We start from the raw sequence: 13,859 nt of genomic DNA, 5'->3' as shown, positions 1-13,859 counted from the left end.
TCACCCTTCGAGAGGAGTTCCCCATGCCCGCCGCAGCCCGTACCGGCGACCCCACCAACCACGGCGGGGTGATCGCCACTCCGCCGCCCGCCGCCGCCAGGGCGGTGGCGACCGTGCTGATCGGTGGCCGGCCCGCCGCCGTCGTCGGCAGCCTGCACACGTGTGCGATGCCGCCGCACTTGGCCCTGGGACCGGCCAACGTGATCACGCCCAACCCGGCCGGGCTCGCCTCGGGACAGGTCCTCATCGGCGGGCTGCCAGCCGCGCGGGCCCGCGACCAGACGGCGTGCGGCGCGATGATCGTCACCGGCGCCCCCGACGTTCTGATCGGAGGCGTGTGATGAGCGAGCGGTTCATCGGCCGTGGCTGGGCGTTCCCGCTGCGCGTCGGGCCGACCGGCGGGATCGCCCTGGTCGAACGGGAGCGGGAGATCGAGGAGGCGATCCGCCTGGTGCTCGGCACGGCGCCCGGCGAACGCCCCATGCGCCCCGAGTTCGGCTGCGGCATCCACGACTACGTCTTCGCCCCCGGCGACGGCGCCACCGCCGGCCGTATCGCGCAGCAGGTGCGCGAGGCACTGGAGCGGTGGGAGCCGCGGATTTCGGTCGACGACGTGGTCGTCGCCTTCGACGCGGTCGAGGACGGCACCCTCTACATCGACGTGCACTACACCCTGCGTTCCACCAACGACCGGCGCAACCTGGTCTTTCCCTTCTACACGATCCCCTCCGAGGAGGGGGCCGAGGAAGCAGGCGCGGACTGATGGCGCTGCCCTCCCCGAACCTGGACGACCGGCGGTTCCAGCAACTCGTCGACGAGGCGAAGCGATATGTGCAGCAGCGCGCCCCGGAGTGGACCGACCACAACGTCTCCGACCCGGGCGTCACTCTGATCGAGACGTTCGCCTACCTGGTGGACCAGTTGCTGTACCGGCTGAACAGAGTTCCTGACAAGAACTACACTGCGTTCCTTGACCTGTTGGGCATCCGTCTGTTCCCGCCGACCGCGGCCGGCGCCGACGTCGACTTCTGGCTCTCGGCACCGCAGCCCGACACCGTCGCGCTGCCGCCGGGCACCGAGGTGACCACCGCGGGCGCCGAGAGCGACGAGGCGGTGGTGTTCACGACCACGGACGAACTGCGCATCCTGCCCAGCGAGTTGACCCGTCTGGTGACCGCTCCCCGGACCGGTGAGCAGAGCGACCGGACCGGCATGCTCGCCGACGGCCTCGACATCCCCTGCTTCCAGACGACGCCGGAGCCCGGTGACGCGCTGCTGTTCGGATTGCCGACGGCGGTGCCGCGCTGCATCGTCGCCGTACGCCTGGACAGCCGTGTGGAGGGCATCGGTGTGGACCCGCGCCAGCCTCCGCTGGTGTGGGAGGCATGGGACGGCGGCGGCTGGCAGCGGTGCGAGACCGGCGACGACACCACCGGCGGCCTCAACCGGCCCGGCGAGATCACCGTGTACGTGCCGGCTGGGCACACGGCGTCGGTGATCGGCGGGACCCGGGCCGGCTGGCTGCGCTGCCGGGTCACCGAGGCGGAGCCGGGCCAGCCGTTCTACTCGGAGTCCCCGACGGTGCGCGAGGCGGCGGTGTTCACCGTCGGCGGCACCATGTCCGTCGAGCACGCCGAGACGGTGACCGACGTACCGCTCGGCACCTCGGAGGGGGTCGCCGGGCAGACCTTCCGGCTCGGCCGCCCGCCGATCCTGCTCGACGCCGAGCCCCCCATGGTGGAGGTGTCCTCCGACGAGGGGTGGCAGCGCTGGGAGGTGGTCGAGCACTTCGGCCGCTCCGGACCCGACGAACGGCACGTCCGCGTCGACGCCACGACCGGTGAGTTCGGTTTCCCCCCGGCGCTGCGCGAACCGGACGGCACGCTGCGCCAGTGCGGTGCAGTGCCGCCGAAGGGCGCCCAGATCCGGGTCGCCCGCTACCGCACCGGCGGCGGCCCCGCGGGAAACGTCGCCCGCGGTGCGATCTCCGTACTGCTCAGCTCCGTTCCGTACATCGCCCAGGTCACCAACCGGGAGGCGGCGCGCGGCGGGGTCGCCGGGGAGACCGTCGAGAACGCCCGGCGGCGCGCGCCTCAGGCGCTGCGGATGCAGGACCGCGCGGTGACCGCCGAGGACTACGAGAGCATCAGCCGCCAGGCCGCGCCCTCGGTGCGCCGGGTCCGCTGTCTGCCGGCCGCGGACGCGCCGGGTGCGGTACGGGTCCTGGTGGTGCCGGACGCGGTGGCCGACGAGGGCGACGACCGGCTGCGCTTCGAGCAGCTGATCCCGTCCGACCAGGTGCTCTCGGCGATCACCGCGAGCCTCGACGAACGGCGTCTGATCGGCACGCGTCTCGTGGTGGAGCCGCCGGTCTACCAGGGCATCACGGTGGTGGCCCGCCTCTCGGCGGCCCCCAGCGACACCGACAAGGTCCGCGAGGCGGCGCTGGACGCCCTGTTCCGCCACCTCAACCCGCTGGTCGGCGGCTCGGACGGCACCGGGTGGCCGTTCGGGCGACCGGTCCAGTACGGCGAGATCTTCGGTGTCCTGCAACGCGCCACCGGCAACGCGCTGGTCGAGGAGATCCGCCTGTTCCCGGCCGACCCCGTCACCGGCCGCCGCGGCGCCCCGACGGACCGCATCGACGTGGGTCCGGGCGCGCTGGTCTTCTCGTACCAGCACCAGGTGGTCGTGACGGGGGTCGGGGCGGAGGGGCGGGGATGAGCCGCGCCGCGATACCGGGGCTGCCGAGCAGGTACCCGATCGGGGAGCAACTGCCCGCACTGTACGCCGACGACGACTTCGCGCAGCGGTTCACCGCCGGGCTCGACACCGTTCTCGCGCCGGTGTTCTCGACGCTCGACAACCTGCCCGCCTACCTCGACCCCCGGGTGACGCCGGTCGACTTCCTTCAGTGGCTGGCTTCGTGGGCGGGTGCCCTGGACGATCCGCAGTGGCCTGTGGAACTGCGCCGGGAGGCGGTCGTCCGCGCGGTGGAGCTGCACCGGTGGCGGGGCACGAAGCGGGGGCTGGCCGAGGCCCTGCGTCTCGCGCTGGGCGTGCATGCCGAGGTGAGCGGCGACGGCGGGGCGGCGTGGTCGAACACCGCGGGCTCCGATGTACCGCCGGAACCCGCCGCCGAGCTCCTGATCCGCGTCCTTCCGGACCGCGAGTCGGGGACCGGACGGCTGGACGTGGACAGGGTGCACGAGATCGTCCGGGCCATGTGCCCGGTGCACGTCGCGTTTCGGGTGGAGGTCCTCCCCGGCCCGCCCACCGAGGAAGGGAACTGACGCATGCGAGCATGTCCCGCATGCGGGGCCTCCAACGACCCCGCAGACGACTTCTGCGGCAACTGCGGCACGTATTTGGGCTGGTCGGACTCGTCGGCGAGCACGCAGGCGCCCGCGACCCCGCCCACGGTCGCCTCGGCGGCGACGGGATCCACGGAGGCCCCGAACTCTCCGGCTGCTCCGGAACCGCAGCCGAACGCGGACCGTGCGGCGGTCCCGACGCCCACGGATCTTCCGACGGCGTCCCCGGCCAACACTCCGCCGAGGGATTCCGCGGCGCCGTCCGCGACGCCTGCGGCAGCCGCCTCGGGGGAGGGGGCCGCGTCGGCTGCACGCGGCCTCGGGTCGTCGTTGCGGTCCCGGCTGACGGGTCGTGAGCGTGGTGACGCGAGGGGGACGAGCACCACGGACGCCCCGGCTGCGGTTACCTCGGCGTCGGCTTCTGCGGCCCCGGACGCCCCGGCCCCGGACGCCCCGGCCCCGGACGCCCCGGGCACGGATGCCGCGGACTCACCCCCGGGCACCGGCACCGGCCCCGACGCGGCTCCCCCCACCGGCGAGGGCCCCAGCAGTGCCCCCGCTCGGCCGGAGCCCACGAACTCTCCGCCCCAGCCCGCATCGGACGCCGCCCGCACCGACTCCCCGACCGGCGGGTCCGCAGGCGAGACCCCCGCCGAGGAAGCTCCCCCCGCCCCGACCCCAGGGCTTTTCGAATCCGTACGACACACCGCCCCCGCATCCGGAACAGCCGCCCGGCCCCCGCAAGCCCCGCCCGTCCCCAGCACCCCACCCTCACCACCCACCGCTTGGCCCTCGCCGACCACCCCTCGGCCCCCGGCGGCCCCTGTCACCCTGTCTTCCCCGACCGCCCCCGAGCCCCCGTCCGCCTCCACTGCCTCGCCCTTGCCCACCACTCCCCGCCCCTCGACCAGCCCCACCCCCGACCCCGACCCGATCCTCCCCGTCCTCCCCGCAAAGGCCGTCGCCCCCCGTCCCGTCGTACGTCCCGCAGCCGTGCAGGACGAGGGCACCGGGCGGCCCTGTCCCGTGTGCGGGACGCTCAATCGGCCGGAGCGGAAGTTCTGCCGGCGGTGTGCTGCGGAGTTGAGGCCGGTGGAGAAGGCCGCGCCGTTGCCGTGGTGGCGGACGGTGTGGCCGTTCCGGCGTCGGGTGCGGGCGGGTTCGGGGCGGGGTGTGCGGCTCATCGTGATCCTCGCCGTCGTGGTCGTGCTGTGCACCGCCGGACTCTTCCTGCTCCCCGCCGGACGCGCCCCGTTCGAGGACACCCGGGACAAACTGAGCAAGGCCACGCCCGTGACCCCGGTGGACATCAAGGCGAGCGGCGCGCTCCCCGGGCACCCCGCGACGAATACCACGGACGGGCTGAACAACAAGTACTGGGGTGTCCCCGGACCGGGCGCCTCGGTGACGTACACCTTCCGTAAGCCGTTCCGCCTCGTCGACCTGATCATCACCAACGGCGCGTCCACGTCCCCGGAGGCGTACGCCCGCCAGGCCCGCGCCCTCCAGATCGACCTGGAGGTGACGACGGTGGACGGCACACGGCACGACAAGCAGCTCACCCTCAGCGACAAGCCGGGCCCGCAGACGATCCAGACCGGGATCAGCGACGCGAAGACGGTACGCCTGACACTGCGCTCACCCGTCGACCTGTCCAGGGGACGTCATCTGGCCCTGGCGGAGGTGGAGTTCTTCCAACGGAGCTGAACCCGGCGCCGTCCCGCTCCACGAATGACCCTGGGGAATACGGAAGTTGACGTATCCGTGGAGTGGAGACGGCGAATCCGCCGGGAGCTGGAGGAGAGGCCGTGCCCCGTCCTGCCAACGGTTACGTTGATCCCGTGTGGAAACGGCAGCAGTCAGGGGACGGCAGGACCGGTGCGTCCGAGCAGGCGACCCAGACGTCCCGCGCCGCCCCGCCACCTGCCCTCGCCTCCACCTCCGGCGTCGCGCACCCTCTGCTGTCCCTTCAGCGCACCGCCGGCAACGCGGCCACCTCACGGGCCGTGCGAAGGACCCGGAACCAGAGCGCCCGCCCCGCGCTGCCAGGCATCGAGGAGCGCACCGAGACGGGCTTCGTGCTGCCGTCGTACCTGATGCACCTCCAGGCGGGCGGCCTCTCCTCGACATACGGACTGACCGGCCACGAGTTCGTCCGGCACGCGGTGTCCGCGGTCGTCGGGCATGCCGACGGCACGGTCGCCGACATCTCGGACGAACTGGCCGGACAGCCGGAGAGCTTCTTCGGGCAGGGCCGCGCCTTCGCCGTCGAGGGCCGGACGGGCAGGGAGTGGTACGACGTCACCGTCACGATCTCCCGGGCCCCCGACGACAAGCCGCCCGTCTTCCAGCCGGGGGACCTGCTGGCCGCCGCCTCGCAGGGGACCGACGGTGTGTCGCAGGCCCTGCTCGAGGACCCCCAGGGCAAGGACACCAAGCTCGACGTCCACCACAACTCGTCAGCCACCGTGAGCAGTTCGGGCGGCGGATCCTCCAGCAAGGGCGCCGGCGGCCTCGCCTTCGGGCTCGCGCCCGTCGTCCCGGGCCTGTGGCTCGGCGGTGCCGCCACCGGCAACGCCCAGCCCTGGCAGTCCTCCCGCGAGTCCCGTCGGCAGACGAACGTGGCCGAACCGCGTGTGCTGCGCAGCGACAAGGGCTCGGTCGAGGTGCACCGCAGGGTCCGCTACGAGGTCCGTGTCCAGCGGCACGGCACCGGCGACGCGCAGACCTTCGGTGACTTCGGAACGCTCACCCAGCGCGTGCCGACCGAACACCTGGTCCCGGTCGGCACCGAGGCGCCCGCCCCGCCCACGCCGGTGTCCGCGGACACCGGCCGGCGCGTCTCCCTCGCCGACTCCCTGGTACCGGTCGCGGTCGCCGACGACGCGGCCCCGCACCAGACCGGCCGCGGGCTCTTCGACGCCGTCGCCTCCGTGCTGCACCCCTCGCTCACCGCCCCCGGCGCACCGGGGCGCGGGCGGCTGTACGACGTGACCTCCACGGCTACCGTCCTGGAGGACCTGCCCCGGCTGCTGCGCGACGGCGTGGTCGGCGAGGACCTGTACTCCAAGGACGGCAAGACGGCGGGCAGTTACCGGCTGCGCGCCGCGGTCACCGGTCTCTCCCCCGCCTGGGGCACCGGCAAGACCCAGCTGCGCACGCACCAGCACGGCCAGACGGCGGTCACCGAGAGCGCGGGCAAGGGGCGGGCCGTTCAGGCGGGTCTGGGCCCGGCGATCGGTGTCGGCGCGGGCTCCAACGCGGCCGTCGTACGGGCCACCGCCATGCCTGTCGCGGCGGCCCGTAAGGCGCGTTTCACCGTCGCCGAACAGAGCGTCGCCGGCCGCCAGGGCGCGGAGGTCCGGGGCGAGAAGGCGCTCTACTTCGGAACCGTGACGTTCACCGCGGAGGGCACGGGCCCGCGCTCGACCCAGGCGATCCTGCACCCGGAGACCCGGGTCGCCGTCCACACGATGAACGTGTGGATCAGCCTCCGCGCCGACGAGGCCCAGTCCTTCGGGCTGCCGCTGCCGCTGGGCATGACAGCCGAGGAGTTCATCAAGAAACCGACGCAGACCGATGAGAACGGCAACGAACAGAACGTCGAGCGCCATCTCCCTTACGACGGCAAGGGATCCAGCGTCGCACTCAACCAGGTCGACACCGGCCCGATGGTGCGGGCCGTCCAGCAGATGTTCGCCACCGACCCCCGACTGGCGGGCTACCTCCCCGCGTTCGGCACCACCGCGCCCGCCCTCGGCACCAGCGACGAGGAGGCCGAGACCCAGCGGCGCAACCACCGCGAGCTGATGACCGCACTCTCGGAGACCAACCTCCGGGTGAACAAGGCCCAGTTGCTGTCCACCGGCATCCGGGTACGGCTGCGCCGCAAGACCACCATGCACGCCCACGACGTGCAGATCCTCGTCCGGGGCACGCTGAGCGACACCGCCTACGAGGGCGACATCAGGGACTGGTCGGTGCGCAGCCACACGACCGTCGGCGCCAACGCGCAGAGCGGGCGCAGCAGTTCGCGCTCGATCGGCGGTCTGGTCCTCGGCCAGGCCCGGCTGGTCCCCGGCATCCTGACCGCCGGGGCCCGCTACGAGAAGCACAGCTCCGGCTCGCATCGCAACCAGGCCGGCACGACCGGTCGTACGGACGTCGTCGCCAACGGCTCCGACACCGCCAGCGCCTTCCGGGCGGCCCTGCACCTCGACGTGGAGGCCACCATGACCTCCCGGCCCCGCAAGCTCGCCCGCGGCCTCACCGTCGGCAGCCCGGGCCGGGACGTGCCGGACGCCGAGACGCTGACGTATATGAACCTGGGCAGCCAGGACGTACGGCTGCTCACGCCGACCGAGTTCACCCTGGACCAGGAGGGCAAGGACCGGGTCGACGCGGCGCTCGGGGACCGTGCGGAACCGGCGCCCACCACCGACGTGGCCGCCGAGGGCATCGGTGACCTGGCCACGCTCGCCCCCGAGCCGGCCGCCGGATCCCTGCTGCGGGACTGGCAGTTGGTGGAGACCGTCGACGGGCAGCCCGTCCGCGACCTCGCCTTCGCGCTGCTGTCCAAGGCCGCCGCTCGCAACAGTCGCCTGCGCGAGGACCCGGCGCTGGCGACCGAGGGACTCGCGCCACGGCTGGCGATCGAGGAACGGTTCGGCGAACGAGCCGTCCAGGCGGCGCTGCGGCAGGCCTCGTCCTCCGGCTGGGTCGTCAAGAACCTCCGCTACCCGCGTCGCCTCGCCGCCCTCAACGGTGCGGTCGGCACCCGGCTGGCCCTGGCCAACCCCAGGTTCGTGCACACCGGCGAGGGCCCGGGCACCGAGACCTTCGTGCTCGGCGGCCACCAGTCCTCCGGACAGTCGGGCCAAGGCGCCGGCAGCACCGTGCAGTTCGGCGTCACCGGCTCGGAGAGCGGCACCACGTGGCGTGCCGGGCAGGGCCTGTCGACGTTCCGCACCACGAGCGAGGGCGACTCCCAGTCGTACGCCCTGTCCGGCACGGTCGAGCGCAACGCCCACACTCCGAAGAAGGCCCCGCTGTATCTGGTCCAGTGTGACGTGCTGGTCACCATGGTGGCGGAGGTCGAGGTGACCGGCGGCGGCCCCTACGTGGCGAAGGGCGCCCAGACCCTGCCGGCCGCGGCGGGGGTGTGGCTGACGGAGGCGCAGCTTCCGCAGGAACTGCGGCGGGAGGCGGGGCTGGACGCCGCCGAACCGGACACGGCCGCAGGAGACGACAGCGACGCGGAGAGTTTCCATACGGCCGCCGAACAGGCCGTCCAGGACGAGAGTGACGACGAGAGTTTCCGGACGGCCCCTACGGGACCGGGGTTCCGCCGCGAACTCCCCCTCGGATTCGGCATGATCGAGGACCTCCCGAACTTCGTACCGCTGCTCGGGCAACTGCGTTCGCGTCTCGCCTTCAACCAGCAGCAGGACCTCGCCGACACGCTGCTGCCCCGGCGACAGCTCGACGACCGCAACGACAACGTGCAGCGCCTGCTCCGCGTCCTGGACCGGGACGGCTCCGCCGGACTGCTGTCCGGTGCCATGGACGGCGGGGTCACCGTCGAGCTGTTCGACGGCCGCAACGCCCCGTACTGGGCGGTGTTCAAGGTCGACCGGGTGGGGGACGGCGAGTACGAGGGCGACGCGACGGACCGGCGGGACATGGAGTACATCACCTCGGCCGTAGCCCAGCAGGCGACCTCCCACGACGAGGGCACGACCACCGGCGTCGAGGGCATCCTCGCGGGATCCGGTAAACCCGACGGTGGCTCGGGCCAGTTGAAGAGCACCGGCGGTGCGGCGGGTCTCGGCCTCTCGTCCGGCGCATCGCGACGCGGCGGTGCCGTGAGCCGAGGCCAGCTCGGCATGAAGACGGTCGCGGATGCCAGTTCGGCGGCGGTGGCGAAGATGCGTGTGCCGGTCCGGGCGAGCCTCGAACTGTACCGGGGCAACACCCAGGTGGCGCTCGCCCTGCTTGACAACCTGGCGCTGATCCATCGCGTCCTGCGCACCGACCTGGACGCGCTCTCCCGCGCCGAACTCCCGGAGCAGGACGTACCGTTGGTCGCCCGTGGCTCGCGCGCTCCCGACCCGGCGGCCCCGGCCGACCTGGGCGCCTGGCGCGCGGGCGGTGCCCGACTGCCGATGGAGGCCCAGGTCAACGGCTTCCAAGGGGTCACACAGGTACGGCAGCTGCTGACGTCCGTGGTCCGGCAGGCGGGCGGCGGCGCGCGGTTCCGCGACAAGGGCCAGGCCGCCGCCTACGCACTGAACGAGGCGGTCTCTACCGAGTGGATGATCGCCGCCCTGCCGCTTCTCACCTCCGCCGGCGTCGACCTGCCGCCAGTGCATGCCTCCGGTGCGGAGGGCCAGAACCTCCGGGCCTCCCTGCACGCGCGCCTGCGCAACGGCCGGGTCCTGGGCGTGGGCGACAAGATGGCCTTCGAGACGATCGGCCAGAGCCATCTGGAGGGTCTGCGCCCCACCCAGCGGGACGGCCAGAGCTCGGCCGACCACAGCAGGGCGGCCCGTGGCATGCCCGGCGCGGGGGTCCTCAACGCCGACCAGTTCCGCCTCAACCAGCTGATGGGCAACACGGGTGGCTCGGGCGGGACGACCGATGCCACGGCCAACGCGTCCGGCTCGATGCCGGTCCACAAGCCGAAGATGAAGTCGGTCCTGGTTCAGTTCACCCTTGACATCAGGGCGGTCGCCCAGGTCACCAACCGGGTCCGCACCGGCAACACCTCCACGGCGACCCGCGAGACGACCCTCTCCCGCCCGGTCGTGATCCGCATGCCGGAACCCATAGCGCTTCAGATGCTCACCACCCAGGGCAATCAACTCCTTGACGACGACAACCACTTGGGCCTCCGCCCGACGGTGGCACCGCCGCCCGCATAACGCCCCGTGCCTTCGCCCCCGCCCGCATAGTCGAACCCCACACGCTGCGAGGCGACGCCTCTTCCATCAGAAACCATGTTCTGCCCTACTGGGCCTGCTGGGAGATGCGGGCCATCACCCGCACCCCTCGACGACCGTGCAGGCGAACGGCGCCGCAGGGAAGACGGACGTGCCGAGCTGCGTCTGTCCGGCGCCACGCGGCACACGGCCGTGCCGACCCGGTTCCTCGGGGGCTGAGTACCAGGGAGTTCGAGCACGTGTCGCGGGCCCTGGCTCAGGAGATCCTCGGGTCGGGCGTCTCCGCCTTCGGGGATGGCAAGGACGGCGGGCGTGAGTCAACGTTCGAGAGGCGGGGGGACCTCCCCCCGCCTGGTGGACACGCTGATACTGGATCTTGATTGATCCGGAGGAAGCGAGAAGACCACCGATGGCGATGAAGGACTCCGCGGATGAGTTCAAGGCCGATGCCGTGGCTTTGTACGAGTCCACCCCGGGGCGACGTACAAAGGGCGCGGTCGCCGAGCCGCCGGGGTGCCAGATGGGGGACTGCCTCGCCCAGCGTCCGTCGATGCCGCCTGCCTGCCCTGCGTAATCCCGAGCGGTCGGCGCCCCAGCCCTCCTCGCGGACCGAGTCACGGCCGTCGAGACGGCCATCACCCGGGCGACCGATCCCCGACACCTCCTCGCCCGTCCCGCTGGACGGCACGCGGCGCCCGCCTGCGGCGTTGCGCTGTCGGGCTCAGGCCGGGCCGTACCACGGGGAGGGCTCAAGCGGCGGTGGTCTTCTGTTCCTGGAACTCGCGGAAGGCGGCGAAGGCGCGCGGGCCGTAGACCGTGCCCGGCCCGCCGTTCATCAAGATGGCGACCCCTATCGCCTCAGCTGCCTCCTGCTCGGTGGCGCCGTGCCGGACGGCGGCCTGGGCGTGATGGGCGATGCAGCCGTCGCACTCCTTGCTCACCGCGATGGCCAGCGCGATGAGTTCCTTGGTCTTGGCGTCCAGGGCTCCGGATGCCAGCGCGCTGTCGTGGAGCTGTTTGTAGCCCTCGTACACCTGCGGGATCGCGCGCCGCAGCTCACGGCCGGGTGCCCGCAGTTCGTCCCGTACCTGCGTGCCGTACGACATGATGCGTCTCCCTTCTCGCGGCCGCCCGCCACCTGAGCGGTGCGTGGGGAAAACGGAGCCAGGCGGTTGAGAGCGACAGTGGTGATGCGCGGCAGGCTCACCATCGTCGTGTGTGCTCTGATGGTTCCCGCACAGGGCCGACGGTCGGTCCGTGCCTCCATCATCGCGCCGCATCCCGCCGGGAGCCGGCTCGTCGCGGCCCCCACCAGGAAGAGCGCGGCACGCCGGCCAACTCCGTTCCCGTACTTGGTAGACATGGGGATTCACCACCGGCCGGGTCGGGGGTGGCACGTCGGGGCGTACCGTGCGGCGTCCAGGCGGCGCGCCGCCTCGTCCGCGACCGGGGCCATGGCGTCGACGCCGGTGAAAGTGACCATGGTGGAGGGGTCGACCGCCTGCACGATCACCTGGACGTCGATCTCGGTCAGGATGCCGAAGCCCTGGTCGGCGAGGGCGCGGCGGACGGCCTCCACCGTCTCGTCGAAGGTTCCGGCGGGATTGACGGTGCGGTCGTAGGGCATGGTCTTCACCTCCCGGGGCCGGTGTGCGAGTCCGTGCGCCACGGCGCGCCGCCATGTCCGGTGCGTCAACCGCGCCGCGCACGCTCAGCCGTGCGGCCGACCTGTCTGCGTACGTCGTCCATGTCGACCGACCGGATCCTGGTGATCAGTTCCTCCAGGGCTTGCGGAGGCAGTGCGCCGGGCTGTGCGTAGAGCACGGTCCGGTCGCGGACGGCCATCAGGGTGGGGATGGAGGAGATCTGGAAGGCGCCGGCGAGTTCCGGTTGCGCCTCGGTGTCGACCTTGCCGAAGACGATGTCCGGGTGGTGCGCGGCGGCCCTCTCGTAGACGGGGCCGAACATGCGGCACGGTCCGCACCACTCGGCCCAGAAGTCGATCAGCACGATCTCCGAGCCTGTGACGGTGTCCTCGAAGTTTTCCCTGGTCAGCTCAATGGTCGGCATGGGTTCCACTCTCCTCTCATATACCCTAGGGGGTATATGTCGGATTCAACCGAGACTCGGGTGGGTTTGTTCCGCGCTCTGGGGCTCGGTTTGCTGTCACATACCCGTGGGGGCATTTGACAGGGTCTGTCGGTCGACCCTACGGTCGAGAGCGTAATACCCAGGGGGGTATCTGGAGGTGAATCCCGCCCATGGCTCGTGAAGTTGACCTGGAGACCTTTGCCGTCGCCTGGAGTGCCGGTGCTGTCGTTATCGATGTGCGCGAGCCGGAGGAATACCGCGCGGGACATGTGCCTGGTGCGCGACTCGCTCCGCTGTCCGCGCCGGCCGCCGCTCTGCCTCATGTGCCCAGGGGGCGCCAGGTATACGTGATCTGTGCGAGCGGCAACCGTAGTCAGCGGGCCGCGGACCGGCTCGCCGTCGCCGGCCTGGATGCCCTTTCCGTAGCCGGCGGGACTCGGGGCTGGGTCGACAGTGGTCGCCCGGTGATGGCGGGGTCCGCTCCGGGGTCGGTCTGACTTTCCTCGCTCACGCACCCGCCCCTTCGGGGGCGGGCCACCTTTTGACCTCTCGGATACCCCCCAGGGTATATCCGGGTCATCTTTTAGGGAGGTTTCCGTGTTCTTCGCGCAGTACTACCTCGACTGCCTCTCGCAGGCGTCGTACATGATCGCCGACGAGGCCACGGGTCGGGCCGTGGTGGTCGACCCCCGCCGTGACGTCTCCGAGTACCTGGCCGACGCACAGGCCCGGGGCCTCACCGTCGTGGGCGTCGTCAACACCCACTTCCACGCCGACTTCGTCGCCGGGCACCTGGAGATGGCCGCCCGCACGGGTGCGTGGATCGGCTACGGCCGGCGGGCGGAGACGGAGTACCCGATCCGCAGGCTGGCCGAGGGGGAGCGCATCGTTCTCGGCGACGTCGCCCTGGAGATCATGGAGACGCCGGGACACACCCCCGAGTCGATCAGCGTCCTGGTGTACGAGCACGCCGACGACTCCGTCCCGTACGGAGTCCTGACCGGCGACGCCCTCTTCATCGGGGACGTGGGCCGCCCGGACCTGCTCGCCTCCGTCGGCGTGACCGCGGAGACGCTGGGCGCGATGCTGCACGACAGCGTCCAGAACAAGCTGATGAGCCTGCCGGACGAGGTGCGGGTCTTCCCCGCCCACGGCGCCGGGTCCGCGTGCGGCAAGAACCTCTCCACCGAGAAGCAGTCCACCATCGGCGAGCAGCGCGCCACCAACTACGCCTGCGCCCCCATGAGCCAGGACGACTTCGTGGCCCTGGTCACCGCCGGCCAGTCGGCGGCTCCGGGCTACTTCGCCTACGACGCCGACCTCAACCGGCGCGAGCGGCAGCTGTTCGACCCGGCCGCAGCGCCCCGGCCGCTGTCCATCGAGGAGTTCGCCGCCCGCCGCGGCCTGGGTGCCGTGGTGGTCGACGCCCGCGACCCGCAGGAGTTCGCCGCCGGTCACCTGGCCGGGGCGGTGAGGGGGCACACCGCCCGCGAACCGACATGAACCCGCCCCA

General features: G+C 72.1%; 10 protein-coding genes and 1 pseudogene. 8 read left to right on the top strand and 3 right to left on the bottom strand.

The features are described 5' to 3' along the window. The first annotated feature begins 23 nt into the window (after positions 1-23). The 6 genes from FDM97_RS25490 to FDM97_RS25455 all read left to right on the top strand — a co-directional run bounded on the left by FDM97_RS25490 (position 24) and on the right by FDM97_RS25455 (position 10,237). Positions 24-341: a PAAR domain-containing protein gene (locus FDM97_RS25490; protein ID WP_137992811.1), complete on the top strand. Its 318-nt coding sequence runs from the start codon at positions 24-26 to the stop codon at positions 339-341. After that, complete coding sequence (locus FDM97_RS25485; RefSeq protein WP_041127460.1) at positions 341-763, top strand: GPW/gp25 family protein; 423 nt, start codon at positions 341-343, stop codon at positions 761-763. The genes FDM97_RS25490 and FDM97_RS25485 overlap by 1 nt, the downstream gene beginning before the upstream one ends. Next, positions 763-2,724, top strand: coding sequence for a putative baseplate assembly protein (locus tag FDM97_RS25480; protein WP_137992810.1), 1,962 nt, complete (start codon positions 763-765; stop codon positions 2,722-2,724). Before FDM97_RS25485 ends, FDM97_RS25480 begins: the two co-directional genes overlap by 1 nt. Continuing rightward, positions 2,721-3,293, top strand: a complete 573-nt coding sequence (locus tag FDM97_RS25475) for a phage tail protein (RefSeq protein ID WP_137992809.1) — start codon at positions 2,721-2,723, stop codon at positions 3,291-3,293. Before FDM97_RS25480 ends, FDM97_RS25475 begins: the two co-directional genes overlap by 4 nt. Before the next feature lie 1,194 nt (positions 3,294-4,487). Further along, positions 4,488-5,021 carry an NADase-type glycan-binding domain-containing protein gene (locus FDM97_RS25460; RefSeq protein WP_254705756.1) on the top strand — a complete coding sequence of 178 codons (534 nt, stop codon included), beginning with the start codon at positions 4,488-4,490 and terminating at the stop codon, positions 5,019-5,021. Between the two features lie 134 nt (positions 5,022-5,155). Further along, a complete protein-coding gene (locus tag FDM97_RS25455; protein WP_254705755.1) occupies positions 5,156-10,237 on the top strand; it encodes a hypothetical protein in 5,082 nt (1,693 codons plus the stop codon). Positions 10,238-11,004: 767 nt separating this feature from the next. Here FDM97_RS25455 and FDM97_RS25445 read toward each other — a convergent pair. From FDM97_RS25445 to trxA, 3 genes are all read right to left on the bottom strand, one after another. After that, complete coding sequence (locus tag FDM97_RS25445; RefSeq protein ID WP_137992808.1) at positions 11,005-11,361, bottom strand: carboxymuconolactone decarboxylase family protein; 357 nt, start codon at positions 11,359-11,361, stop codon at positions 11,005-11,007. Between the two features lie 263 nt (positions 11,362-11,624). Beyond that, positions 11,625-11,882: a hypothetical protein gene (locus tag FDM97_RS25440; protein ID WP_137992807.1), complete on the bottom strand. Its 258-nt coding sequence runs from the start codon at positions 11,880-11,882 to the stop codon at positions 11,625-11,627. Between the two features lie 65 nt (positions 11,883-11,947). Further along, the gene (trxA, locus tag FDM97_RS25435; protein ID WP_137992806.1) at positions 11,948-12,325 is read right to left on the bottom strand and encodes a thioredoxin; all 378 of its coding nucleotides are present in this window, start codon (positions 12,323-12,325) and stop codon (positions 11,948-11,950) included. Positions 12,326-12,516: 191 nt separating this feature from the next. On the opposite strand from trxA, the gene FDM97_RS25430 reads away from it, so the two are divergent. Both FDM97_RS25430 and FDM97_RS25425 read left to right on the top strand, forming a co-directional pair. Further along, positions 12,517-12,843: a rhodanese-like domain-containing protein gene (locus FDM97_RS25430; RefSeq protein ID WP_137992805.1), complete on the top strand. Its 327-nt coding sequence runs from the start codon at positions 12,517-12,519 to the stop codon at positions 12,841-12,843. 100 nt (positions 12,844-12,943) lie between these two features. Continuing rightward, positions 12,944-13,819: pseudogene (locus tag FDM97_RS25425) on the top strand (MBL fold metallo-hydrolase); the annotation flags it as partial. Positions 13,820-13,859: the final 40 nt, after the last annotated feature.

The sequence above is a fragment of the Streptomyces vilmorinianum genome (assembly GCF_005517195.1).
Taxonomy (GTDB): Bacteria; Actinomycetota; Actinomycetes; order Streptomycetales; family Streptomycetaceae; genus Streptomyces; species Streptomyces vilmorinianum.
The sequence above is the reverse complement of the archived record's forward strand: the minus strand, read 5'-3'. Positions and strand labels throughout refer to the sequence as shown.